The 24,816-nt window shown below is 68.9% G+C and carries 21 protein-coding genes; 12 read left to right on the top strand and 9 right to left on the bottom strand.

All coding sequences use genetic code 11. The features are described 5' to 3' along the window. Window positions 1-44: 44 nt before the first annotated feature. The 3 genes from KTR40_RS14200 to KTR40_RS14190 form a co-directional block, all read right to left on the bottom strand. Window positions 45-2,027 carry an APC family permease gene (locus KTR40_RS14200; RefSeq protein ID WP_139030112.1) on the bottom strand — a complete coding sequence of 661 codons (1,983 nt, stop codon included), beginning with the start codon at window positions 2,025-2,027 and terminating at the stop codon, window positions 45-47. Window positions 2,028-2,228: 201 nt separating this feature from the next. Continuing rightward, window positions 2,229-2,900 carry a response regulator gene (locus tag KTR40_RS14195; RefSeq protein WP_139030111.1) on the bottom strand — a complete coding sequence of 224 codons (672 nt, stop codon included), beginning with the start codon at window positions 2,898-2,900 and terminating at the stop codon, window positions 2,229-2,231. Continuing rightward, entirely contained in the window at window positions 2,885-5,452 is a 2,568-nt protein-coding gene (locus tag KTR40_RS14190; RefSeq protein WP_228404128.1) for a DUF4118 domain-containing protein, read from the bottom strand. The genes KTR40_RS14195 and KTR40_RS14190 overlap by 16 nt, the downstream gene beginning before the upstream one ends. Before the next feature lie 88 nt (window positions 5,453-5,540). Here KTR40_RS14190 and KTR40_RS14185 point away from each other — a divergent pair, with 88 nt between their 5' ends. The 3 genes from KTR40_RS14185 (at window position 5,541) to KTR40_RS14175 (ending at window position 9,488) form a co-directional block, all read left to right on the top strand. Then, the gene (locus KTR40_RS14185) at window positions 5,541-6,905 is read left to right on the top strand and encodes a serine/threonine-protein kinase (RefSeq protein ID WP_228404127.1); all 1,365 of its coding nucleotides are present in this window, start codon (window positions 5,541-5,543) and stop codon (window positions 6,903-6,905) included. Further along, complete coding sequence (locus KTR40_RS14180; RefSeq protein ID WP_228404126.1) at window positions 6,902-7,348, top strand: hypothetical protein; 447 nt, start codon at window positions 6,902-6,904, stop codon at window positions 7,346-7,348. The genes KTR40_RS14185 and KTR40_RS14180 overlap by 4 nt, the downstream gene beginning before the upstream one ends. A 148-nt stretch (window positions 7,349-7,496) precedes the next feature. After that, window positions 7,497-9,488 carry a hypothetical protein gene (locus KTR40_RS14175; protein WP_228404125.1) on the top strand — a complete coding sequence of 664 codons (1,992 nt, stop codon included), beginning with the start codon at window positions 7,497-7,499 and terminating at the stop codon, window positions 9,486-9,488. Here KTR40_RS14175 and KTR40_RS14170 read toward each other — a convergent pair. Next, window positions 9,410-9,754, bottom strand: coding sequence for a hypothetical protein (locus KTR40_RS14170; protein WP_228404124.1), 345 nt, complete (start codon window positions 9,752-9,754; stop codon window positions 9,410-9,412). The genes KTR40_RS14175 and KTR40_RS14170 overlap by 79 nt on opposite strands. A gap of 198 nt (window positions 9,755-9,952) precedes the next feature. Here KTR40_RS14170 and KTR40_RS14165 point away from each other — a divergent pair, with 198 nt between their 5' ends. Genes KTR40_RS14165 through KTR40_RS14150 form a run of 4 tightly spaced genes read left to right on the top strand, consistent with a single transcriptional unit; the run spans window position 9,953 to window position 13,364 of the window. After that, the gene (locus KTR40_RS14165; RefSeq protein WP_139030105.1) at window positions 9,953-10,387 is read left to right on the top strand and encodes a hypothetical protein; all 435 of its coding nucleotides are present in this window, start codon (window positions 9,953-9,955) and stop codon (window positions 10,385-10,387) included. A gap of 59 nt (window positions 10,388-10,446) precedes the next feature. Then, window positions 10,447-11,664, top strand: a complete 1,218-nt coding sequence (locus tag KTR40_RS14160) for an MFS transporter (protein WP_228404123.1) — start codon at window positions 10,447-10,449, stop codon at window positions 11,662-11,664. 27 nt (window positions 11,665-11,691) lie between these two features. Continuing rightward, complete coding sequence (locus KTR40_RS14155; RefSeq protein WP_139030103.1) at window positions 11,692-12,396, top strand: triacylglycerol lipase; 705 nt, start codon at window positions 11,692-11,694, stop codon at window positions 12,394-12,396. Window positions 12,397-12,449: 53 nt separating this feature from the next. Then, window positions 12,450-13,364, top strand: coding sequence for an LssY C-terminal domain-containing protein (locus KTR40_RS14150; RefSeq protein ID WP_228404122.1), 915 nt, complete (start codon window positions 12,450-12,452; stop codon window positions 13,362-13,364). Between the two features lie 196 nt (window positions 13,365-13,560). Here KTR40_RS14150 and KTR40_RS14145 read toward each other — a convergent pair whose 3' ends face one another. After that, on the bottom strand, window positions 13,561-14,076 hold the full coding sequence (locus KTR40_RS14145) for a PepSY domain-containing protein (RefSeq protein ID WP_139030102.1): 516 nt from the start codon (window positions 14,074-14,076) through the stop codon (window positions 13,561-13,563). 202 nt (window positions 14,077-14,278) lie between these two features. On the opposite strand from KTR40_RS14145, the gene KTR40_RS14140 reads away from it, so the two are divergent. Next, the gene (locus tag KTR40_RS14140; protein WP_228404121.1) at window positions 14,279-15,862 is read left to right on the top strand and encodes a cell wall metabolism sensor histidine kinase WalK; all 1,584 of its coding nucleotides are present in this window, start codon (window positions 14,279-14,281) and stop codon (window positions 15,860-15,862) included. Here KTR40_RS14140 and KTR40_RS14135 read toward each other — a convergent pair. The 4 genes from KTR40_RS14135 to KTR40_RS14120 form a co-directional block, all read right to left on the bottom strand. Continuing rightward, window positions 15,810-16,520 (bottom strand): response regulator transcription factor, encoded by a 711-nt coding sequence (locus KTR40_RS14135; RefSeq protein WP_139030101.1) that lies wholly within the window; start codon window positions 16,518-16,520, stop codon window positions 15,810-15,812. The genes KTR40_RS14140 and KTR40_RS14135 overlap by 53 nt on opposite strands. 464 nt (window positions 16,521-16,984) lie before the next feature. After that, complete coding sequence (locus KTR40_RS14130) at window positions 16,985-17,890, bottom strand: phosphatase PAP2 family protein (protein WP_228404120.1); 906 nt, start codon at window positions 17,888-17,890, stop codon at window positions 16,985-16,987. Window positions 17,891-17,986: 96 nt separating this feature from the next. Beyond that, window positions 17,987-19,165, bottom strand: coding sequence for an MFS transporter (locus tag KTR40_RS14125; protein ID WP_228404119.1), 1,179 nt, complete (start codon window positions 19,163-19,165; stop codon window positions 17,987-17,989). Next, window positions 19,162-19,701 carry a Chromate resistance protein ChrB gene (locus tag KTR40_RS14120; RefSeq protein WP_228404118.1) on the bottom strand — a complete coding sequence of 180 codons (540 nt, stop codon included), beginning with the start codon at window positions 19,699-19,701 and terminating at the stop codon, window positions 19,162-19,164. The genes KTR40_RS14125 and KTR40_RS14120 overlap by 4 nt, the downstream gene beginning before the upstream one ends. 218 nt (window positions 19,702-19,919) lie before the next feature. Here KTR40_RS14120 and KTR40_RS14115 point away from each other — a divergent pair, with 218 nt between their 5' ends. From KTR40_RS14115 to KTR40_RS14100, 4 genes are all read left to right on the top strand, one after another. Next, window positions 19,920-20,927, top strand: coding sequence for an ABC transporter ATP-binding protein (locus tag KTR40_RS14115; protein WP_228404117.1), 1,008 nt, complete (start codon window positions 19,920-19,922; stop codon window positions 20,925-20,927). Next, window positions 20,928-22,550: an ABC transporter permease gene (locus tag KTR40_RS14110; protein WP_228404116.1), complete on the top strand. Its 1,623-nt coding sequence runs from the start codon at window positions 20,928-20,930 to the stop codon at window positions 22,548-22,550. A gap of 81 nt (window positions 22,551-22,631) precedes the next feature. Next, a complete protein-coding gene (locus tag KTR40_RS14105; RefSeq protein ID WP_228404115.1) occupies window positions 22,632-23,648 on the top strand; it encodes a magnesium and cobalt transport protein CorA in 1,017 nt (338 codons plus the stop codon). A 37-nt stretch (window positions 23,649-23,685) separates the two neighbouring features. After that, the gene (locus KTR40_RS14100; RefSeq protein WP_228404114.1) at window positions 23,686-24,705 is read left to right on the top strand and encodes an o-succinylbenzoate synthase; all 1,020 of its coding nucleotides are present in this window, start codon (window positions 23,686-23,688) and stop codon (window positions 24,703-24,705) included. The last annotated feature ends 111 nt before the right edge of the window (window positions 24,706-24,816 follow it).

The raw sequence follows: 24,816 nt of genomic DNA, 5'->3' as shown, positions 1-24,816 counted from the left end.
GGTCTTCGAGGTGTTCGACGGCGGCGGGCCGCTCCGGCGCAGGCTCATCCCACGTGGATGCCCGGGCGGCGGTCCGGGTCGGGTTCGTTCTCGCGGATGATTTCGCGGACCACCGGGGCAGTGTCGCCGCGGCCCAGGAGGAGGTAGCGCATCAGGTGGGCCAGGGGGTTTCCTTCGGACCACTCGAAGTAGGCGTGCGGCCGGACGCCCGTGCCGTCCCGCAGGGCCAGGAGGATCGCGGCGATGGCGTTGGGAGCGGCCGGGCTGTTGGCCCGCAGGATCCGGTGGCCGTCCACTTCCACGCCACGGACCTTCAGGATGTCGCTGAACTCGGAGGGATCGGTGATGTCGATCTCCAGGAAGATGACGTCCGCGGTGCCGGGCACGGGGTTGTTCTCCCGCTGCACGGCTTCCTTGTCCCTGTATTCGGCGCCGTTCCGGTCCTGCGGACGGTTGGCGATCAGGTTGATCCGGCCGTCGAATTCCAACGTGTCGCTGATGAAGCGGCGCGCGCCGTCGTCGAACTCTATTTTGTCCACGCGCAGCTCTGTGGTGCGGCTGATGCGGGAGACGAGGGAGACGGCAATGATGCCAAGGATGAAGAACGCGGAGATGGTGATGCCGTCCGGTTTCTCGATCACGTTGGCGGCCAGGGCGTAGAGCATCACCAGGGTGAGCACGGTGAAACCGATGGACGCGGCGCGCTGCTTCTTCCGGATGGCGGAGATGGTGACGGCGATGGCGCCGGAGACCATCATGGCCAGGATTCCGGTGGCGTAGGCGCCGGCCTGGGCGTTGACGTCCGCGTTGAAGCCGATGGTGATCAGGACGCTGATGGCCGTGTAGACCAGGACCACGGGGCGGACGGCGCGGGACCAGTCCGGGGCCATGCCGTAGGAGGGCAGGTAGCGCGGAACGATGTTGATCAGGCCGGCCATCGCGGAGGCGCCGGCGAACCAGAGGATGAGGATGCTGCTGATGTCATAGACGGAGCCGAAGCCGTTGCCGAGGTGTTCGTGGGCAAGGTATGCCAGGGCGCGGCCGTTGGCCTCGCCGCCGGCCTGGAACTGCTCCGCGGGGATCAGCACGGTGGTGACGAAACTGCTGCCGATCAGGTAGACGCTCATGATCATGGCGGCTGCGGTGAGGAGCTTGCGGGTGTTCCTGATCCGGCCGGCGAGCTTCTCCTCCGGAGTGGCGCCCTTGGAGGCGACCAGGGGCATCATGCTGACGCCGGTCTCGAAGCCTGACAGCCCCAGGACCAGCAGGGGGAAAGCCATCAGGGCCGGGCCGATGACCCCGCCCGGTCCGCCGCCGGAGGATGTCAGTGCATCGGTCCAGCCGTTCAGGGCGCCCGGGGTGGTGAAGATCTCGACCATGCCGGCCCCGATGATCACGGCGTTCATCAGCAGGAAGACCGCCACCAGCGGAATCGCCACGGCAACGGCTTCGGAGAAGCCCATCAGGAACACCCCGCCCAGGATCAGGAGCAGGACAACGGTGATGGTGACGGCCTGGCCCTCCAGGAAGCGGGGCAGGTACGGGTTTTCGAGCAGGTGCACGGTGGCATCGGCTGCTGACAGGGTGATGGTGATGATCCAGGAGGTGGCCACGAAGCCGAGCAGGATCAGCACGAAGACCTTCCCGCGCCAGAACGGCAGGAGCCGCTCGAGCATGGCCACGGAACCCTGCCCGTGGGGGCTTTCCTTGGCCACCCGCCGGTACATCGGCAGCATTCCGAGCAGTGTCAGGGCCACGATCAGCAGGGTGGCGAGCGGGGACAGCGCACCAGCGGCCAGGGCGGCGATGCCTGGCAGGTAGGACAGGGTGGAGAAGTAGTCCACCCCGGTGAGGCACATAACCTTCCACCAGCTCTGCTGCGGGGCGTGGGCTTCTGCTGCTTCCGGCCCGACGGGCTGGTGCACCCGGTGTTCAAGGAGCCACCGGACAAACGCGCTGCCGGGTTCTATCTCGCGTTCAGGGTTGGGAACGGTGGCGGGAAGGGAGAACTGGGCGGGAGCCGTCAAGGGACGTGTCTTTCTATATTGCCTGTTGAGGGCACACCGGTCCCCGTTTCCAGGCGCGGCACTGTGCTGATAACCACCGGAGCGTAGCACCGGCCAGGCGCTGCCCAGCGGGCGATTCCGGGGATCTTAATGCTTTCTTAACGCCTCCGCCGGAGCATGGCAGGGCCGTGGCGGCGCGGGCGGTCCGCCGTGGCCGGGCGGTCACTCCTGGAAGCGGTACCCCAGGCCGGTTTCGGTGAGCAGGTGCCGGGGGTTGGCCGGGTCCAGTTCAAGCTTCCGCCGCAGCTGTGCGAGGTAGACGCGCAGGTAGGCAGTCTCGCCTGCGTAGCCGGGGCCCCACACCTGGGTGAGGATCTCCTCGTGGCTGACCAGGGCGCCGCTGTTCCTGACCAGCAGTTCCAGGATGTTCCACTCCGTGGGCGTCAGGCGCACGGGCACCCCGCGGCGGGTCACCTGTTTCGCGGGCAGATTAACGGTGAAGTCCTCGGTTTTCACCACCGGGGCGTCCCCCGGGGCGCCGCGGCGCAGGGCGGCCCGGAGCCGGGCGAGGAGTTCGTCCATCCCGAACGGCTTGGTCACGTAGTCGTCCGCCCCGGCGTCCAAGGCCTGGATCTTGTCATCGGAGCCGTGCCGTGCGGAAAGGACCAGGATGGGTACCTCGTTCCAGCGCCTGAGGCGGCGGATGACCTCGACGCCGTCCAGGTCCGGAAGCCCCAGGTCCAGGATGATGATGTCCACGGGGTGCTGCGCCGCCTGTTCCAGTGCGCTCTGCCCGGTAAACGCGGTGACGGTGGAGTAACCCCTGGCATTCAGGTTGATCTGGAGCGCGCGGAGGATCTGGACCTCGTCGTCAACGATCAGGACTGCTGCCATGATGCACCCCTTATGCCGGGTTCCGGCGCGGCGCCGGTGGAGAGCGGCAGCCGGACCACCATGGTCAGGCCCCCGCCCGGTGTGGGTTCAGCCAAAAGGACCCCGCCCATGGCCTCGGTGAACCCTTTCGCGACGGCCAGGCCCAGGCCGATCCCCGTCCCCGGCGTAGTGTCATCCGCGCGCTGGAAAGGCCGGAACATGGCCAGGACCTCATCGGCGGGAATGCCGGAGCCGTGGTCAACCACGGTGAGCTCACTGGCAGGAACATCCCCAATTCTTGCACTGCCCGCGCCTCCCACCGCGCCGGCAATCACCACGTCGGATTCCGGGGCGTATTTGAGCGCGTTCTCCACCAGGTTGGCGATGACCCGCTCCAGCATCCCCGGGTCCGCATCAACCGGGGGCATGTTGTCCGGCAACAGCACCCGGAGCCGGTCCGAGTCCGTTCCCCGCAGCGCCTCGCCCACCACATCCACCCAGTAGACCGGGCGGATCAGCGGCGCCACCGAGTCGGCCGTGATCCGCGACATGTCCAGGAGGTTGCTGACCAGCCGGTCCAGCCTGTCCGCGCCGTACTCGATGGTGGCCAGGAGTTCCTCCTGCTCTTCGGGCCCAAAGGTGATGGTCTTGTCCCGCAGGCTGCTGGCGGCCAGCTTGATGCCGGCCAGGGGGGTGCGCAGGTCATGGGACACCGCCCGCAGGATGGAGGTCCGCATGGTGTTTCCCTCCGCCAGGCGCAGGTTTTCACGCTGGCTCGCGGAGAGTTCCTCGCGCTGCACCATGGCCAGCAGGTGCGCGCCGAAGGCGGCCAGCAGCCGCCTTTCGTCCTGCGAGAGTTCCCTGCCCGCCAGGGTGAGCATCCTCCCGCCGTCCAGCTGTTCTACCGTGTCCGCCTCCGATACTTCGGTGGGGCGCGGTTCGCCGGAGAATTCCTGGAGCTCCCATGCCGCGGCCCTGCCGGTCCCGCGCCTGGCCCACAGCCCCGTCCCCTTCACCTGGAAATGTTCCCGGACCTGGTCAAGGAAGGCGGGGATGCTGTTCCCTTCGGCGACGGCCCGGCGGCTCAGCTCACCCAGTACGGCGGCTTCCGCGCCGGCAATATGTGCTTCCTTGCTGAGCTTGGCCGACCGGTCCACCACCAGCGAGACGGCCACCGCCACCAGGACAAAGATCAGCAGCGCCAGGACGTTTTCCGGATCGATCACCGACAGGGACCCCACCGGCCGGACACTGAAGTAATTAACGATGAGCCCCGCCACGATGGCCGCAGCCACCGCCGGCCAGAGCCCCCCGAGCAGCGCCACCCCCACAATGCCGGTCAGGTGCACCAGCATGTCCGTTGACAGCTGGTTGTGGGGGAGCAGGTCCAGGACGAACTGCAGGACAGGGGGAAGCCCCACCGCCAGGGCGAAGGCGGGGATCTCCCGGCGCCGCCCCAGCCGGGGCGGCGTGCGCCTCTGGCCGCCGGACGGGCCTGGAAGGTGGTTGATGAGGTGCACATCCATGGTGCCTGCGTCCCTCAGCACGCCGGCTGCCACACCGCCCCGGCCACGGAAGGGGGACCGGCGGGAGGGGGCCCCCACCAGGATCTGGGTGGCGTTGATGCTCCGGGCGAAGTCCACCAGGGCCTGCCCCACGTCCCGTCCGCCTATGGCGTGGAACACGCCGCCGAGTTCCGCCGTGAGCCTGCGCAGCAGTTCCAGGTCCTTGCCGGACTCCGCAGATCCCTCCGTGCCGGTGCGGACATGGACCACGTGCAGCTCCCCGCCGGAAGCCGCGGCGATCATCCGTGCGGCCCGGCGCACCAGGGCCTGGTCACGGCTTTTCCCGTCCACCCCGACGGCGATCTTTTCCCGGGCCGGCCAGCTCTCCCTGACCCTCTTTAACTCCTTGTAATCGGACAGGTCCGCGTCCACGCGCTCAGCCAGCCACAACAGTGCAAGCTCCCGCAGGGCGGCGAGCGTGCCGATGCGGAAAACGCCCGCCAGCGCGGCGTCGGCCTCTTCCCGGCTGCCGTAGATCTTCCCGTCCGCCAGCCGCTGGCGCAGCAGCTCAGGTGAGGCGTCCACCAGTTCAATCTGGTCCGCACCGCGCACCACGGCGTCCGGGACGGTGGCGGATTCCTGCGCCCCGGTGACCTCCCGGACCGCGTCGGAGAGCGATTCCAGGTTCCTGATGTCCAGTGTGGAGATGACGTTGATCCCTGCCTCGAGCAGGGCGTCCACCTGCTCCCACCGGCGCACGCCGTCGACAGCAGCGGCGTAGTCGTCCACCAGGACGATGTCCGGGGACCTGTCCTTGAGCGCCTGGACGTCCAGCCCGCTGTCCAGCCCGCCGTCGAGCCCGCTGTCCAGCCCGCGGCTCCCCGGTTCCGGGCATAGTTCCAGGCCCGCCAGCATCTCCTCATTGTCGGCGCGGCCTTTGGCGGAGACCGCGCCCACCACAACGTCGAAGCCCTCCCCGGCCAGCCTGCGGCCTTCTTCCAGCAGCGCAAACGTCTTGCCCGCCCCGGGCGCAGCCCCAAGAAAGATGCGCAGATTACCTCGTGCCATGGCTCTATTGTTCCCCCTGCGCGATTGTTCCCCCTGCGTGCAGGATGGCTTGGCTAGAGTGATGGGTGGACTGAAGGCAGGGAGCGGCATGACGGAAGAAACGCAGACGGGCATGGCCGGGACGGTCCTGGGCGAGCGCTACAGGGTTGGCAAGGTAATTGGCGACGGCGGCATGGGGAGCGTCTACCGGGGCACGGACGTGGTGCTGGGCAGGGAAGTGGCGCTGAAGGTGTTCCGCGCCGACGTCACCGACCCGGACGAACTGCGCCGGCAGCAGGCGGAAGCCCGGATGCTGGCCGGGCTGAACCACCCCGGCCTGGTGACTCTCTTCGATACCGGAACCCTGCTGAGCGGCGGGCGGGAGGTGCCCTTCCTGGTGATGGAACTGGTCAGCGGAACGGACCTGCGCAACCACCTGGCGTCCGGACCGCTGCCCGGCGCCGAGGTGGCCCGGCTGGGCGCCGAGCTCGCCGGGGCGCTGCAGTACATCCACCACCGGGGCGTGGTGCACCGCGACATCAAACCCGCCAACATCCTGCTCACCCGCTACACGGCGGATTCCCCTTTGCGCCCCAAACTGGCGGACTTCGGCATCGCACGCATGCTCGATGGCGCCCGGGTCACCGCCACCAACATGGTTCCGGGGACAGCGGCCTACTTGAGTCCGGAGCAGGCCAGCGGAGGGCAGGTTGGGCCGCCGGCGGACATCTATTCACTGGGGCTGGTGCTGCTGGAGGCTCTTACCGGGAAGGTGGCATTTCCCGGGCCGCCGCTCGAGGCCGCAGTGGCCCGGCTCTCCCAGGACCCCGACATTCCTGGCGTCCTGGGCCCGCGCTGGACGCGGCTGCTCGCCGCCATGACTGCACGGGACCCCCGGGACCGGCCGGAGGCGTCGGCCATCTCCGAAGAACTCGGCACGGCTGGAAACTGGGGCGGAATGCTCCACGAAGCCGGCGGGGCAACGGCCGCCACCGAAGCCCTGCCGCAGCCCACCCGCGTCCTTGCCCCCGAAAAGCCCGGAGGGAACCCCGAAAGGCCCGGAAGTGTACCCGAACAGGCAGGGGATTCCGGGGCCGCCGGTACTGCAAGTGCCCAGGGGCCGAGGGTTCCTGCCCTTTCCGGCAGCGACGTCACCAACGCGACGTCATGGCTGCAGGCTCCGGGGGCAGGGATCCCTGAGGCGCCGGCCCGCAAGCCGTCCACAACCCAGCGGCCGTCCACAACGCAGCGGCCGCCGAAGGTACAGCGCCCCTGGAGGAGATTCGGCACGCCGGGAGGCCGGCGGCCCTGGATCCTCGGCGCCGTTGTGGTTCTTGCAGTGGTCCTCGCGGCAGTCCTGCTGGCCTCCATCCAGCGGCCCGCGCCAGCGCCGGTGGATGGAGGCCAGCAGCCGGTGATCACGGGGCCGCTGGGCGAGCACTTCAAGGAACTGGAAGAAAGCGTGACGCCATGAACCGCATACAACATGCAGCCCGGATCGGGGCCGCTGGCCTGGCGCTGATGCTCTTCACCTCCTGCGGCGGCGCGCCGGAACTGGATGCAGGAACGGCTGCAGGCCTGCAGGCCCGCGTGGCCTCGGCCAAACAGCTCACCGCGCAGCAGGACTTCCCTGCGGCGCTCGCAGAGCTTCAGCAGCTCAGCCAGGACGTGGCGGCCGCTGGGGAGAAGGGCCTGATGTCTGCGGAGCGGAAGGCCCGGGCCGAGGCTGCGATCAGCAAAATCAGGGCCGAACTCGAGGCGGCGCAGCGGGCGGCGGAGCCGCAGCCTGCCCCCTCCGCTGAACCCACGGCCGACAACGACCAGGAAGACGACGCCCAAAAAGAGGCCGAGAAGCAGCAGGAGGACGCCAAGAAGGAAGCCGAGAAGGGCAAAGGCAAGGGCCAGGGCAACGGGTGAGCGCCGGCAATGGGTGAGCCCGGCAACAGGTGAGTGCCGCCCACAGGTGAGCGCCGCCGTCGGACTTCCGGGCTGAGCCTGGCCCGCAGGACGGGCGAGGGGAGAACCTACCCTTCCCCCTCCGATTGGCGCGGGTGGATCATTAGCCATGGACAAGCGCGCAAGCCCTGGCAGCGATGACATCGCCGAGGGCGGGAAAGCCGCGGACGCCACGGGAGCCGCGGACATGCCAGGACAGCCGGGGCGGCCGGACCACGTGGTGGTGTTCGTCCACGGCATGGGCCGGGCCCTCAAAGGCGGCACCCTGCAGGAGTGGGCCCAACCGCTGATGCTGAGCCTGCACGATCTCTCCCTGGACCTGGTGCCGCAAACCACGCATCCGCACCTGGTAATCACCAAGGCAAACGCCGTGGGTGACGCGCCGGAGGTGCTGGTCAAGGTCCTCCGCGGCGTTGCAGACAACGAGCCGGACTACCTGACAGTGCTCATGACGGAGGCGTCCTGGGGCAGGGACTTCGAGCCGGCGTCGGCCGCGTCCACCTACTCGTGGGCGCTGCGCACGGCCCTGCGCGTGTATATGCGGTCCGTGCAGCTGATCAAGTGGAACCTCCATCCCGGGCGGCGCCGTGCCAGCCCGGCATGGCTCGGCGCCTGGCTGCGGCAGCTGGTCCTCACCTCGCTGGCCGCGTTCGCCGGGTTCTTCATCCTGCTCGCCGTGCTGGTGGTGCTGCTGCTCATCATCGTCCTGGCCTGGATTCCGGGGCCGGGCCGGTGGGTGGGGAAGCTCGTGTCCCTGTTCGCGGACTTCCTGGGCGATCCCCAGGTGTGGAAGCGCAAGCCCCTGCAGGCGGCGGCCATGCGGCAGCGGGTGGTGGACACGCTCCAGCGCTGGGACCAGGGCTCGGGCACGGAGGTGACCGTGGTGGCGCACAGCCAGGGCGCCGCGATCGCCGGGCAGGTCCTGTTTCAGAACCAGGCCCGCGTCACGAACTTCGTCAGCGTTGGCAGTGGGCTGGACCTGCTGGGTTACGCGCAGTGGGGCGGCGGGACGGGGGAGGACCCCGTGACGGACTGGTTGGCCAACCCCCAGCGGCCCCGGTGGATCAATGTGTGGGGGAAGTTCGACTTTGTGCCCGCCGGGCCCATCTCCACGCACGCCAACGGGCCGCTTCCCGTCTTTGGGAAGATCTACGCCCGGGACACGGAGGGCGACGGCGGCCCGGGCCCCGAGGAACATCCCGTGTACAACCGCTCCGCCCTGATCTACGACCACATTGTCTATTCCAGGAACCGCGTTGAGGTGCTGGACCCGCTGGCGCGGCTGGTCCTGGACCCGCCGCCTGCGGATCCTGCCGGGCTGGCGTTCAGGATGCTCGACGGCGACAGGCGGCTCCGCCCGCACCGCGTCATGGTGAAGAGCCTGGGCGTGACGCGGCTTCTCGCCGTCATCACCTCGGCGCTGAGCGCGCCGGCTGCGCTGGCGTGGCTGGGTTCCCTGGACGGGACGCGGAACCTGGTCCAGTGCGGCCCGCCCGGGGCAGGCCGGGACCCGTGGTGGTCCGCCTGGCTGTGCTCCGGCCCGACGTACCACTGGGCCCACTGGCAGGACCTGGGCGTGCTGGCCGTGACAACCGCCGTGTTCGCCGGCGTGCTGGTGGGTCTCCTGAACGGGCCGGTGTGGGGAGTGCTGCATGACCGGCTGCAACGGATGCGCAAGCCGTCCTTCCGGCAATCCAGCGATCCCACCCGGAACCTGCCGGCCAGCCCGTGGTGGTACGTCGCGTGGTACCTCCTGATCGTCACCGCGGTGGCCGTGGCCGTGCCGTTTATGCTGGCGTGGCCGGACCTGCCCTGGGTGGCCGTGGTGGTGCTGGTGGTTGCGCTTTGGGCGCTGTGCTTTACGCGCACGAGCATTACCGGCCTGCCGGCGCGCACGGGATCCGTGCCGGTGGCGGGAGCTGTGCCGGCGCAGGCGCCAGGGGCTGCGGCACCCCCGGCGGAACCGCGGCGGGCGGCACCCCAGCCGCCGCCCGCCGTCGTGCGCGGCGGACGGCAACACGCTCAGCCCACCGGCTCGGCAAGCCTCCCGGCTAACACCGTGACCGGCGCGGAGGACCAGCGCTCGCGCTCGGGCTCATAGGAGATGACGACGGCGGCGTCGCTGTCCCGTGCCTCGTCCATGGCGAGGAGCAGGGCGTCCTCCACGTGCCGGGCGTACTCCAGCCGCTCGGCCAGCGTGCCCTGCAGGTCGGCGTCGTCAATCAGCACATGGCCCTTGCCGTCCACAATGACTTTTAGTGAATACCCTTGGTCCTCATGCAAGGACCCCCTGGTGGATGAAATTTCGGTGACTCTGTCTGCCCGGACCAGCCCGTTGCCGAGCGTGCGGATCCACACTTCACCCATCGAATGACCTCCCCGTTTGTGTGGGCGTGGAAAAGCGCCCCATAAAGCGAACGCTACTCCTCCGCGGGGCGTTTGTGACCCCCGAATTTGCTTCATTTGCGGGCCTTTCGGCACTTCCGGCCTGGACGGCCCGCGGGCACGATGTTGGCAGGCGGCGGGTCCAGTCATTCCGCCCGTCCACACGCTTTGGGAGTCTGTATGGCGGATAAGACGGTACCCACCCGCGGCGGCAATCTTGGCTCTGTCCTGGTTAACGCCGTGATGCTGTGGGGGATCAATGTCTGGCCGGGCTGGAAGGTGGTGCCCTTCCTGACGGCGGACATGGACCGCGTGCTCGGCTTGATCAACGCCTCCCTGACCGCGGGCATCATCGCGAACCTCGTCTTCGTGGTGATCCGCAACAGGGGCGTCATGGCTTTGGGGAACCTGGTGGTCCTGGGCATCGGGCTCGCTGCCGTGCTCCGGCTGCTGGAGGTTTTCCCCTTCGACTTCGGGGACAGCTGGTCCGGCTGGCCCGTGGTGGTGCGGATATTGCTGGTGCTGGGCATCGTGGGCTCGATCATCGGTGCCGTGGTGGAAGTCGTGGCGCTGTTCAGGTCCCTGGCAGGCTTCGGGCAGCGGGCGCGCCAGTAGCTGGCCGGCGCCGGGGGGGGGGGGGGGGGGGGGGCGGGGGCGGCCATAGGATAAATCTGATGACTTCCCCGGACGACCCCCAGCCCTTCAGCCTGCGCGGCATGGCAGTGGCTGCTTTCGGGCCCACGCTGCTCTACGGGATCGGCACGGGAGCCATCCTGCCGGTGGTGGCCCTCACCGCCCGGGATCTTGGCGCTTCGGTGGCCGTCGCTGCCCTGATTGTCACGCTGATCGGGCTGGGGTCCTGGTTCTTCAACCTGCCCGCATCCTTGGTGACCCTTAAATTTGGTGAGCGCTGGTCCATCGTGGGTGCCGCCGTCGCCGCCGGACTGGCGCTCGCGGCGGCGGGGCTGACCTCCGTGATACCTGACGGGCTGTGGCTGCTCGCGGCGGCGATGGCCGTCGTCGGGATGTCCGGGGCCGTGTTCGGGCTGGCCCGGCAGAAGTACCTCACCGAGGCCGTGCCCGTGGAGTTCCGGGCACGGGCGCTCTCCACGCTGGGGGGCGTGAACCGCATCGGCGTGTTCATCGGCCCGTTCCTGGGCGCGGCGGTGATGCAGTTCGCCGGGATCAGCGGTGCCTACTGGGTGGGCGTGGTGGCCATGGCGGGAGCCGCGTTGCTGTCCCTCACCATCCCGGACCTGGCCGTTCCGCCGGCGCCCGACGGCGGCCACGAGGGTCCGGAGCCCACCCTCCGGAGCGTCGCGGTGTCCCACGCGGGCGTGTTCCTTTCGCTGGGTGTGGGGATCCTGCTGCTCAGCGCCCTCCGCTCTTCCCGCCAGGTGGTTATCCCGCTCTGGGCGGACAACCTGGGCATGGACGCCACCTCAGCCTCCCTGGTTTACGGGCTCTCCGGGGCGATCGACATGCTGGTGTTCTATCCCGCGGGCAAGCTGATGGATCGGAAGGGCCGGCAGTTCGTGGCGGTTCCTTCCACGCTGCTGATGGGGACGGCCCTGCTGCTGATTCCGCTGACAGGGTCCTTTGCGGGGTTGCTGCTGGCGGCGCTGCTGATCGGGTTCGGCAACGGAATCAGTTCGGGACTGGTGATGACGTTGGGTGCCGACTTCTCGCCGGACCGCGGCCGCGGGCAGTTCCTGGGCCTGTGGCGGTTCATGGCCGACGCCGGGTCCACCGCCGGGCCCGTGCTGCTCTCCGCGGTGACCGCCCTTGCCACCCTGGGCGCGGGGATCTCAGCTACGGGCGTACTGGGGTTCGCGGCGGCGGTCGTGTTCGCCGTCGTAATTCCACGCCTGAAGCACCGCCGCAACTACTGACCCGGGGGTAGGGGATATCCTCGACAGATGAGTGAACGGGGCACGCCCACCCGGATCAGTGTGCTGCAAAAAGGTGCCTGGTGGCTGCAGGACTACCTTTACGCCGCGGGATGGCAGGTCCGCGGCATGTTGTCGCGCGTCCAGCCCGGGTCCTTCCACCAGGGCCACCGGCGGCCGGTGCTGATCATTCCCGGAGTGTACGAAAACTGGCAGTTCATGATGCCGCTGATCCAGGCCATCCACGACGCTGGCCATCCCGTGCACGTGGTCACGGTGCTGCAGCGGAACCAGCTGGATGTGCCGGTGGCCGCCCGGATGGTGGCGCAACACCTGGAGGAAGCGGGCCTGCGGGACGCCGCGATCGTGGCGCACAGCAAGGGCGGGCTGATCGGGAAGTACGCCATGCTGATGCTGGACCCCGAGCAGCGGATCGACCGGATGGTCACTGTATGCACGCCGTTCTCCGGGTCCCGCTATGCCAGGTACATGCTGCTGCCGAGCCTGCGCATCTTTTCGCCCCGTCATCCGCTGACCCTCGAGCTGGCCCGCGAGGAGGCGATCAACAGCCGGATCACCTCCATCTACGGCCCGTTCGATCCCCACATTCCCGAGGGCAGCGTCCTTCCCGGCGCCACCAATATCGAGCTGCCCACCGCCGGGCACTTCCGGATTCTGGGTGATCCTGAGACGGCGCGGATCATCGTTGAGCAGCTGAACCCCGACGAGCCGTGACGCCTGGGTTGGACGATCCGGAGGTGGGGGACGCGGATATGGGGGACTCGGCTATGGGTGAATCGCGCGTGGGGGACTCGCGGGCGGATTCGCGGCCTGCCCCGGACGAGCCGGACCACTCACGCTCAAGCAGCGCCGTGGAGCGGCGGCAGAGCAGGTGGGCCACTGTCCTGGCGGTGCTGCAGCGGCTGCTGTACCTGGTGGTGACTGTCGCCGTCGGCTGGGCTGTGTACTATTTCCTGCTCTCCAGGCTCTCCCGCGGCCCCGAGCAGGCGTGGGTGTTCCTGCCCGTGTGGCTGATCCTGGCCTACGCCCTGCTGCCGCGCATCCACAAGATCCTGAGCAGCCTGTACATCCCGGACTACTTCATCGGGCGGGCAAGGACGGGCGACGGCGTGCTGGGCGATCCCGTCAACCTCGCCGTGGTGGGGACGGAGGAAGAGCTGCGGCGGGCCATGCTCTCCGCCGGCTGGGTGGAAGCGGATCCCATCACCCCGGCGACCGCCTGGCACACCCTGGCGTCCACCGTCCTGGGCCGCAGCTATCCCGCCGCCCCGGTCAGTTCCCTGTACGTGTTCGGCAATAAACAGGACCTGGCGTTCCAGCGCGAGATCGACGGGAACCCGCGCAAGCGCCACCATGTCCGGTTCTGGAAGTGCCCGCCCGGGTGGATGCTGCCGGGGGGCCTGTCCGTGGATTGGGTGGGGGCCGGCACATACGACAGAAGCGTGGGACTGTCCCTGTTCACGTTCCAGATCACGCACAAGATCGCCGACCGCACGGACGAGGAACGCGACTTCATCATTGCCACGCTGCAGGCAGCCGAGGCCGTGCAGTCTGTGCACGTCATCCTCAACTACTCCAGCGGCTACCACCACCGCAACGGTGGCGGCGATGCCATCCGCACGGACGGGCACCTGCCGATCATTGACCTGTACGAGCCGGGGCGGCCGGTTGGTTCTGCCTGACTGCGGGTGTGCCGTGCCCGAACCTTGCATACGCGCCGAGTCCTATCGACACCAGGATGAAGGTAGTGCCTGTGGCCTCAGGCCCGGCCAGCAGCCCCACGGCCAGGACCCCGCTGTCCGTTGCCAGTGCGAGGATGTGAAACTTGGGTAGCATCCTCATCGGACGGCTCCCGGCCCGCTTGGCTTGGCCCGCGGATCAGTCGCGTTCCGGCGCGCCCGTGCGCAGGACCTGGAAGTCTGCCCCCAGTTCAACGTCGACTTCCGAACCGTCGTCAAGAATGACTTCCGCCTCGTAGGCGGCGCCGCCCTCATTCTCCCGTTCCACGTCCCCTATCCGGCCCTTGCCCACGTTCGCCAGCGCGGCCTGCCCTGCCCTGTCGCGGTCCGCAGCGCTCAGCGGCGGCCCTGATTCGCCGTCGTCCTGCCCCTCCGACACCACCTGGAACGAGCTGTCCAGCTCCACTTCCACGCGCGTGCCGTTGTTCAACTGGACGTTCACTTCATAAGGGGTGTTGGGGTCGTTCTCAGACTCGGCACTGATGACGGTGCCGGGACCTGTGCGGGCAATGGCGGCATCGCTGGCCTGCTGAAGGGCGGTTCCGTTCAACGGCTGGTCATCGCCCGGGGTGGTGCTGGCCGTGGCAATGGACGCTCCGCTGATGGCGGCTGCCGCGGCAGCAACGCCTGTGATCAAAAGAATTTTCCTGCCCATGACGGTCTCCTGTTGTATGGCCCCCAGCAGATCCTGATAGTGAAACCAGTGTGCTCCCAACGCTTCTCCGCCCACAAATTCCGGCCCGCAAATCTCAGCCAGGGCTCAGTTTGCCTCAGCCGGGGCACAGCATGGACAAAAGAATCAAAAACAGTTGGCAGGAGGGTTTGTCACAGGCGGCAACGGGACGCATCCTTGGTTCATGGAGGCCGAAAAGCGGCGCCCGCGCTTCGGGAAAATGCGCACCCCCTTCGGGAAGACGCGCACCCGCCGCTGGGGTGTGCGCAAGCGGGCAACGGCCACTGCGGTCGCCTTTGTGGCGGCTGCCCTGCTGGTTGGCGGGCTGACCCTCCTGCTGCTGCTCCAGAGGGCCCTGGTGTCATCCACCGAGCGGCTCACCAGGCTCCAGGCCGAGGACGTGGTTGCCCACATCGCGGAACAGGACCTTGAGGAAGCCGCCAATTACGTCAGGTCCGCGGCGCGGCCCGGCCAGTACATCCAGATCCTGGACCCCAAGGGGGCCGTCTTGGCCGCGTCCGTACCGGCCGCAGCCACGGAGCCCATCACGGCGCTGCGGCCGGCAGCCAAGCAGACGCTGTTCGAGCGCGTCTCGGTGCAGCAGAGCCTGTTCGACGACGAGCTGCTCGTTGCGGCCACGGGCGTCGGCGAGGACGATAAGGTCTACACCGTCGCCGTTGCCGCCACCGTTTCAGTGCAGTCCGAGACGGTGGCCACCGTGGCATGGTTCGTCCTGGGCGCCGCGCCGCTCCTCCTGGCAGGGGTCGGCGTCGGGGTCTGGATGCTCGTGGGACGGTCCCTGCGCCAGGTTGAGCAGATCCGGGACCAGGTTGCGGGCATTAACGCCAAGAGCCTGGACGGCCGGGTGGGGGTGCCCCAGACATCGGACGAGATCCAGGCCCTGGCGCAGACGATGAACATGATGCTGGACCGGCTGGAGGCCTCGGACCAGGAACAGCGGCGATTCGTCTCCGATGCAAGCCACGAACTGCGCAGCCCCCTGGCAACGCTCAGCGCAGCGGTGGAGATCGCGGCCGCCGATCCGTCCGGGGTCACGTGGGAGGAGTCAAAGGAGGTTGTGGCCGGGGAAACGGCTCGGATGCGCTACCTGGTCCAGGACCTGCTGACCCTGGCCAAGGCCGACGACCAGGGCCTGCGCCTGGACGCCGCCGACGTGGACCTGGACGATGTCCTCAATGACGAGGTCGGCCGCCTCCGCTGCACCAGCAGGCACGAGATCCAGGCGGAGCTTGAACCGGCGCGGATTACCGGCGACGTCCGGAGCCTTGGCCGGGCCATCCGGAACGTCCTGGACAACGCGGAGCGGTACGCCCGCACGCGGATCAGCATCCGGGTGCGCAACTCGCTCGACGACGTTCTGCTCACCATCGACGATGACGGGCCGCCCGTGCCTGCCGCCGACCGGGAGCGGATTTTTGAACGGTTTGTCCGGCTTGACGAAAGCAGGTCGCGCGACAGCGGCGGCAGCGGCCTGGGGCTGGCCATCACGTCCGCGATCGTCAGCGCCCACGGCGGCCGGATCCGGTGCACGGAAGCCCCGGGCGGCGGCTGCCGGTTTGAGCTGGCATTCCCCGCCCAGGCCGCCCCGGCAGAGTCTGCCGCGGCAGCGTCCGCACCGGCGCCACCGGCACCACCGGCAGCGCCGGGAGAGTCGGGCCCTGCAGAGTCCGCCGGGAAGGCTCGGGTGCAGCCGCTTACTCCGCCGCCGGTGCCGGGGAAGCCGGTGCGCCAGGGCGGTCGGGGGTGAGCATGTACCCCATGCCCCGGACGGTGGTCAGGGTGTGGAGCCCGAAAGGCGTGTCGATTTTCCGCCTCAGGTAACCCATGTACACCTCGACCACGTTGCCCCCTCCCTCGAAGTCGGAGCCCCAGACGTTGTCCAGGATTTCGGACTTGGAAACCACCTGCTCGTGCCTGCGCATCAGGTAGTACAGCAGAGCGTATTCCTTGGCGGTGAGCCCGATGGGGGTGTCCCCGCGGCGGACGCTGCGGCTCACAGAATCCAGATGCAGGCTTCCGAGGGCCAGGACCACCGGACGCTCCGGTGCACCGCGGCGCGCCAGGGCCCGGATCCGGGCCACCAGCACCAGGAAGCTGAAGGGCTTGGTGAGGTAGTCGTCGGCGCCAAGGTCGAAGGCGTCGGTCTGGTCGTATTCTCCGTCTTTTGCCGTCAGCATCAGGACCGGCGTCCAGATCCGGTGCTCCCGGATTCCCTTGAGCACGTCGTAGCCGTTCTTCAGGGGCAGCATCAGGTCCAGGAGGATCACGTCATAGGGGTTCTCCACCGCGGCCCGCATGCCGCTGACGCCGTCGTGGGCCAGGTCCACAACGAATCCCTCGTTGCGCAGCCCGCGGCGGACCGTTTCGGCCAGCACGACCTCGTCGTCGACCATCAAAACCCTCATGACCGCGCCTCACGGTTCATACCGACAGTATCCCTGACCGCGGTTGGGCTGCACCACACCCGGTGCTCCTTTTGGAAGTCCCGGCGCCGCCGTGGGGGGATGGGCGGCGCCGGGACGCAGGATACCTGGCGGCGCCCACTTCAAAACGCCGCCAGGAGACTGGTGGGCGGGGTCAGCGAACATCAGTTCGGTCAAAGCCCCGGCCAAGCACCAGCAAGTATTCACGGGCTGTATCAAAATACGGGGCGGTAATGCCTCAAGAAACGATCAACCTTCAGCAAGGTCCGCGCCATGGACCAGGCCACGCCGGGTGGCAGCCAAGCCGGGTGGGTGGGGGGCCCGGACAGGAGGCTGGCGGCGGCCCTCCCGCTCCCCTCCCAACTAGGTAGCGCTAAGTGTCGTTTTGAGGCTCCAAAACGACACTTGGCGCTACCTAGTTGGGCGGGCGGGGGCCAAGGTGACCGTCAGCGCCTGGGTGAGTCCCGCCGTCGTGCGGCGAATGCGAACAGTGAGGTGGTGGCGACGGTGGCGAGGTACCCGGCGATCACGATCAGCGCGATCCCCGCCCAGAAATAGTTCGTGGTGCTGGCCTCCTGCCACGGACCCGGAGCGATCCGGGCCAGCGAATACACCGCCACCGCCGCGGACACCAGCCCGATCACAACCGGCAGCGTCAGCCAGATCCGCGCCGAACCGATGTGCCCGCCGAACCCCTCCCACTCATTCCAGGACCCGCGCCGGATGATGAGCCAGCCCGCGGGAATCATGAAGGCGCCCACCAGGAGGAACGCGGCAACCACGTCGGCCGGCCGGTGCCACTGGTTGATCAGGGTGGAGACGCCGGACGCGATGGCGAAGGAGCCGCCCACAAAACCCGCCATCGGACGCCACCGGGGGGAGGCCATCAGGAAGACCGCGGCCGCAGCCGACGCCGCCAGCGTGGTGTGCCCGGACGGCAGCGAGTTCAGCTCCAGCGTCACCACACCTTTGTCCGGGCGGGCCGGGAGCAGGTCCTTCAGCACCTGGGTGGCTATGTTTGCCCCGACGCACGCGGCCACCGCAATCCCGGCCTCCGTCCAGTGCTTCCGGATCACCGTGACAAACAAAACCACGACGGCGGCCATCACCAGTGAGATGGTGGGCAGCAGATCCAGGAACTTTGTGGTCGCCTTGCCCGCCGGCCCGTGGATGTCCACGGCCTCCACCAGCGCCGACTCGTCGATGAACTGGCCGGTGGTGGTCTGCACGAAGTAGTAGTAGGTGGCGATCAGTCCGGCCACGCAGGCCAGGGTGGCAAGCACGAACAGGAAGCCCGACCCCGGTGCGGGTCGGGCTGCTGTCCTGCTGGGTGCCTGCCGTTGGAAAGTCATCGGTTTAAGGGTGTCACAGAAAGCTGGGAGCCCGGTTCACCCAACTGGGTAGCGCTAAGTGTCGTTTCCAGGGTTCATAACGACACTTGGCGCTACCTAGTTGGGCGGGTGTGGGTTGACCGGGGCGAGGCGGGGAATGCTGGCCGCCGCTATCAGCAACGCCAGGGCTCCGAGGCCTAACGGCAGGGCGGTCAGGGTGGCCACGCCACCTACCAGCAGCGGCCCGCCGGCATCCCCAAGTTCGCGCCCGAGTTCGGCGGAGCCCATGGTGCGGCCCATGCGCTCGGGCGGGGTGGTGTCTGCAAGGTGGGCGAAACCGAGGGGTGTTGCCACGCCTATGCCGGTGCCGATGGCGGCCGCCGCGACGAATATGGTGACCGGCCCGGGGGCGAGCGCCAGCAACCCCACGCCTGCGGCAATAAGGAGGAGTCCCGCCGTCGTGCCCTGGTTGTCCGTGACGCGGTTCCGGTCCCTCAGCCTGCCGGCCCGCGGCTGGGCCAGCACCGAGCCCAGGGCCAGGAGGCTCACGGCGGCCGTGCCGGCGAAGGCGTCCAGGCCGTGCCTGGTGGCCAGTGCGGGGAGGAATCCGACGGCGGCCCCGAGCGCCGCCGTCGATGCCGCCAGGACCAGCGTGGGGACGAGGAAGCGCCGCTCGCCCACCTGGCGGGCGAGGTCCACCACCGTGTAGCGCTGGCGGGGGAGTGGCTCAAGGTGCGGCACCGCCAGCGCAACCCATACGGCCGTGGCCGCCGCGAGCACCGAGAGGGTGCCAAAAAGCAGGGCGAAGCCGCCGGTCAGGATCAGGCCCGCGCCCAGCAGCGGCCCAATAATGTAGCCCAGGCTTTTCCACGAGCCGTACCTGCCGAAGTACATGCCGGCTTTGCCGCCGCGCGCCAGCCGGGCCACCATGGCGGACGACGCCGGCGAGAACGCGGATGCCGCCGCGCCCTGGCCGAGCCGCGCCAGGGCCAACATCAGCGGGTCCGCCGCCCAGAGCCCGATCAGGGACAGTGCGGCAAAAGCGAGCAGCCCGCCGACGACGACGGGTTTAGCGCCGACGCGGTCGCTGAGGGCGCCGAAGACCGGTTTGAGGAACACCTCGGAGACGTCGTACAGGGCGAGCAGGATGCCCAGGTTAAGCAGTGACAGGCCAATGTTCCCGCTCTGCGCGCCCAGGCCCGCCGCGATGCTGTGGGCGCCAAATGCGGTAACGAACCCGGCGGCGTACAGGGGAGCGGAGACGGCGGTGGCGCGGGATGCGGTGCGGGCAGTCACGAGTGCACCTCGCTGTAGACGAGGGCGGCAAAACCATCCAGCGCGGCTGCGCAGCCGGCGAGCTTCTGCTCGGCACCTGTCGACGCCGGGCTGCCGAAAACGTCCTTGGTCCGGAGGGCGCGGAACCAGCGGCGCAGCCGGTCCAGGCTCTGCTCCTCTTCCTCGAGTTCGGCCAGGGTGAACTTCCGCTTGGCGGTTTCCTTGGCGATTTCGTCGGTGAACTTGCCGCAGTCGGCCATGAATTCGGCCCACTCGTCCGCACGTGCAGCGGTGAACAGTTCACGCAGCCTGGCGGCGTCGTCGGCCGGAGCGGTGGTGAGCAGGAGTACTTCGCCGCTTCCGGCGCGGGCCAGCTCCTTGGCCTTCCCGGCGCCCTCGCGGCAGGCGGGAACGTCCGGCGCGGTCCAGGCGCCCTGCCCGACGGGGACCGCGCCGAAGCGCCGGAGCTCACGCCACACCGCCACCCGGTGCCGCGAAGGCTCCGAGGGCACCTGCACGAGCATCACCAGCCAGGGCACCTGTTCAAGAGAAGTCACATATTGAAGTGTAACAAATGTTACATGGCTAGAAGTGCGAGTTTCCCTCCCAACTAGGTAGCGCTAAGTGTCGTTATAAGGCTCCAGAACGACACTTAGCGCTACCTAGTTGGGGGGAGGGGCGGGGGTGCAGACGGGCAGCCCGGCCCCTAAACTGCCCGGACTTTCGCCGACTTTCGTCCCTTCACAAACCACCGAATCTGAGTAGTGTCCGGGATATGGAAACCATCATCCAGACTGTTGACCTGCACAAGCACTTTGGCCGGGTGCGGGCCCTCGACGGACTCAATCTGGAGGTCCGGCGCGGCGAAATCCACGGGTTCCTTGGCCCCAACGGCGCGGGCAAGTCAACCACCCTCCGCATCCTGCTGGGCCTGGCCAAGGCCACTTCCGGCACGGCCACCGTCCTGGGCCTCAACCCGTGGACCCAGTCGGTGCAGCTGCACCGGCGCCTCGCCTACGTCCCCGGCGACGTGCGCCTTTGGCCCAACCTGTCCGGCGGCGAAACCATCGACCTCCTCTCACGCCTCCGCGGCGGCACCTCCGACGCCCACGCCTACCGGCAGCGCAAGGACAACCTGTGCGAAGCCTTCGATTTCGACCCCGGCAAGAAGGGCCGCGCCTACTCCAAGGGCAACCGGCAAAAGGTGGCGCTGATCGCAGCCCTGGCCACGGACGCCGAGCTGTACCTCTTCGACGAGCCCACGAGCGGCCTTGACCCGCTCATGGAGGCGGTCTTCCGGCGTGAGGCGCTGGCCGCCGTCGGACGCGGTGCAACGGTGCTCCTGTCCAGCCACATCCTCTCCGAGGTGGAAGTCCTCTGCCACCGCGTCAGCATCATCCGCGCGGGACGAATCGTGGACGGCGGCACGCTGGACTCGCTGCGCCACCTCACGCGCACCGAGGTTTCCTTCGCGGCGGACGGGGTGGACACCGCTTCCTTGGCGCAGTTGGGCGCCGTCCATGACCTGACGGCCGACGGCGGCAGGGTCAGGTTTGGCACGGATTCGGACCGGATCGCGGAGGTGCTTCCGGCCCTGGGAGCCCTGGGCGTGCAGGGCCTGACCATCACGCCGCCGTCCCTGGAAGAGCTGTTCCTGCGCCACTACGGCGACACCTCCGCGGGCACCGCTTCCGGACGTGGTGCAGGGGCGGACGACGGCGAGGCTGCCGGCGGCGGGCACGCGCACCGGCGGCACCTGCTGGGCGCGAGGGGGCGAGGCTAAGTGGGCGCGCTCGGCGTCCTGTGGCGCCAGCGGCTGCTGCGCGACCGCTGGCAGCTCGCCGTCTGGGTGCTGGGCATCGGTGCCCTTGCACTGTTCGCCGCCGCCGCCATCAACCAGACGTACGGGGAGGAAGCCAGCCGCGCGGAGATCCTCCAGATAGCCGTTGCCACGCCCGCCATCCTCATGCTCCGCGGCCTGGCGCGCGGGGCGAGTCTGGGCGCCTTCACGTTCTTCCAGATCTACGCCTTCCTTGCCCTGCTGGCGGGCCTGATGAGCACCTTCCTGGCCGTGCGGCACTCGCGGGCGGACGAGGAAACCGGCGCCGCCGAGCTGGTGGCATCCACTCCCGCCGGACGACTGGTCCCGGCCCTGGCCACCCTCCTCCACGGCACCGCGGCCAACGTACTCGTGGCGTTGGCTGTATTCGCCGGCTTCACGGTGCAGGGGCTCGACGCGCCGGGTTCGCTGCTGGCCGGGGCTGCGGTGGGCGGCGTGGGGCTGGCCTTCCTGGGTGTTGCCTTCCTGGTGGCCCAGCTGATGGGGACCTCCCGTGGTGCCAACGGGATCTCGGCGGCGCTGGTGGTCCTGGCCTACATCCTGCGGGGCATCGGTGACGCCACCGGCACGCCCAGCGCCGATGGAACGGTGGTGGCAGCCGGTCCCGCCAGCTGGGTTTCCCCGATCGGCTGGGGCCAGCAGACGTACGCGTACACAGGTGACCGGTGGTGGCCGCTGCTCCTGCCGGTGGCGCTCGCCGTCGCCTGCGGGGGTGCCGCCTGGCTCATCCTGGACCGGCGCGACAGCGGCGCGAGCGTGTGGGGCGCGCTGCCCGGCCGGACGGCAGCGCGCCCTGGCCTGAGGAGCCCTGCCGCGCTGGCGCTGCGGCTGCAGGCAGGGTCCATCGTCGGCTGGAGCATCGGCGGGCTGACGATGGGGCTGCTCGCCGGCTCCCTCGGCAGCGCCATCGCCGCCGCGGACACCATCAACAGCAGCGTCACCTCCGCACTGCGGGCCATGATCCAGGCGCAGGGTGTGTCCCTGACCCAGCTGATGGTTTCGGCCATGTTCTCGATCGCCGGAATCCTGGCCGCCGCCTGCGCGCTGCAGGCCATCATCCGGATGCGGCAGGAAGAGGCCGCCGGCACGGCTGAACTCCTGCTGTCCGCCCCGGTCAGCCGGATGCGGTGGCTGGGCAGCTACCTCCTGCTGGGCACGGCGTCGGTGGTGCTGGTGATGTTCCTGACGGCGTTCGGGGCCTGGGCATCGCTGGCGGCGGCCGGTGATTCCTCGATGGAAGCGGGGGCCATTTGGGAGACCGCTGTGGCCCAGCTTCCCGCGGCGTTGATTTACCTCGCCCTGCCCGCGCTCGTGTTCGTCCTCTGGCCGTCGGCCGCCGTCGCCCTGGGCTGGGGACTCCTGGGCGCCGGAGTGGTGCTGGGCATCTTCGGCGGCATGCTGGGGTTGGACCAGGCCATCCGCGACCTCTCGCCGTTCTCCCACACCCCCGTTCCCAGCGGTCCGACGACGGACTGGAGCGGCGCGTGGTGGATGCTCGCCATCGCCGTGGCCACCGCCGCTCTGGCCGCGGCAGCGATGCGGCGCCGCGAAACCGGAACGGCCTGAAACCGGAACGGCCTGACGGCGGGACGCACACACACAGGGACGCACCCACCCAGGGACGCACGCACAGACAGGAGGCCGGCCGTGACCATCATCGACAACGCCGTATACGTCGACGGGCTCCGGACAGAGGATCCCGGCAGCCTGGACGAGACCTATTTTGTGCTCCGGCAGCGCGAGGGAATGGCATGGATCGGCCTCTACCGGCCGGACGCCGAGGAACTGCAGTCCGTGGCCGAGGAGTTCGACCTCAACGCGCTCGCCGTCGAGGACGCCCTGGCCGGACACCAGCGGGCCAAACTGGAGCACTACGGCGAGTGCGTCTTCCTGGTGCTGCGGCCGGCCCGCTACCTGGACGACGTGGAAAAGGTGGACTTCGGCGAGATCCACGTCTTTGTCGGCGCCGACTACGTGGTGACGGTCCGGCATGCCGAGGCCCCGGACCTGGCCAAGGTGCGCCGGCGGATGGAAGGCATGCCGGAGTTCCTGGCGCTCGGCCCCGATGCTGTGCTCTACGGCATCCTGGACCAGGTGGTGGACGAGTACGAGCCCGTGGCGGCGGGGCTCGAAAACGACATCGACGAGATCGAGGACGACCTTTTCGGGGCGGACCCGGAAGTTTCCCGGCGCATCTACGAGCTTTCCCGCCAGGTCATCACGTTCCAGCGCGCCATCAGCCCGCTGGTGGGGATCCTGCAGGTCCTGATGGCCGGGACGCCGGAGCGGGAGCCCGATCCGGAACTCCAGGACCACTTCCGGGACGTGCTGGACCATGTGCTTCGGCTCAATGAACGCGTGGCGTCCTTCCGGGCGCTGCTGCAGAACGCACTGGCCGTGAACGCCGCGCTCGTGGCCCAGCGGCAGAACGACGAGATGCGGCGCCTCACCGAATCCAGCATTGCGCAGAGCGAGCAGGTCAAGCGGATCTCGTCCTGGGCTGCCATCCTGTTTGCCCCCACGCTGGTGGGCACCATCTACGGCATGAACTTCCGTTCCATGCCCGAGCTCGACTGGGTGTTCGGCTACCCGTTTGCCCTCGGCCTGATGATTGCCATGGGCTTGGGGCTCTACTGGACGTTCCGCCACAACAAGTGGATCTAGCGCCCGCCTGTACAGAGCGCCCACGTACAGTGGGTCCATGCCCACGCCGCAGCCCACTGTGCCCCCGATTGAGGAACTCCTGGCCGGCGCGCACGTGGTGAGCCTGCCCATGCGGGTGAAGTTCCGCGGCATCATGGAGCGCGAGTCGCTGCTGCTGCACGGCCCCGCCGGCTGGGGCGAGTTCTGCCCGTTCCCCGAGTACGGCGACGCGGAGGCTTCCCGCTGGCTCTCTTCCGCCGTGGAGGCCGCCTGGCACGGCTTCCCTGCTCCGCTGCGGTCCGTGGTCCCCGTCAATGCCACGGTGCCCGCCGTTCCCGCGGACCGCGTGCCGGAAGTGTTGGCGCGCTTCGGCCGGGTGGACGCAGTGAAGGTCAAGGTGGCGGAACAGGGACAAACGCTGGACGACGACGCCGCCCGCCTCGCTGCTGTCCGTTCCGCCCTCCCGGAGGCCGCCGTCCGGGTGGACGCCAACGGCGGCTGGGACGTTCCCACGGCCATCGAGGCACTCACCCGGCTCGCCGGCGTCGGGCTTGAATACGCCGAGCAGCCGGTGCCCACCATTGACGGCCTGGCCGAGGTGCGGCGCGCCCTCCGCGAGGCGGGCACCCCGGTGCTGATCGCCGCGGACGAGAGCGTCCGCAAGGAATCCGACCCCCTGCGGGTTGCCCGCGCCGGCGCGGCGGACCTCATCGTGGTCAAGGTGGCGCCGCTCGGGGGAGTGCGGCGCGCCCTGGACATCGTGGCGCAGGCGGGACTGCCCGCCGTCGTCAGTTCCGCGCTGGACACCTCGGTGGGCATCCGCGCGGGCCTCGCCCTGGCGGCCGCGCTGCCGGACCTGCCCTATGCGTGCGGTCTGGGGACGGTGTCCCTGTTCGAATCGGACATCACCACGGATCCCCTGGTGGCCGACGACGGCGCCATCCGCCTGCGTGACGCCGCCGCCGACGCCGGGCTGCTGGAGCGGTACGCGGCTTCCGCGGAACGGCGGGACTGGTGGCTGGCCCGGCTCCGCCGCGTCCACGCCCTCCTCACCCCCCAGCCACCCTCTCTCACTTAACGTCGCTTTTCGGGCCACCCTCGCTCACTTAACGTGCCTTCCGAACGAACGCCCTTGCATATCTGCGCAGGTCATCGGGGGTTACCGGCGGGTTTACCTGCGGTTCACCTC

The sequence above is a fragment of the Pseudarthrobacter sp. L1SW genome (assembly GCF_020809045.1).
Lineage (GTDB): Bacteria > Actinomycetota > Actinomycetes > Actinomycetales > Micrococcaceae > Arthrobacter.
Note: the sequence above shows the minus strand (reverse complement) of the source record. Positions and strands in the feature narration are given on the sequence as shown.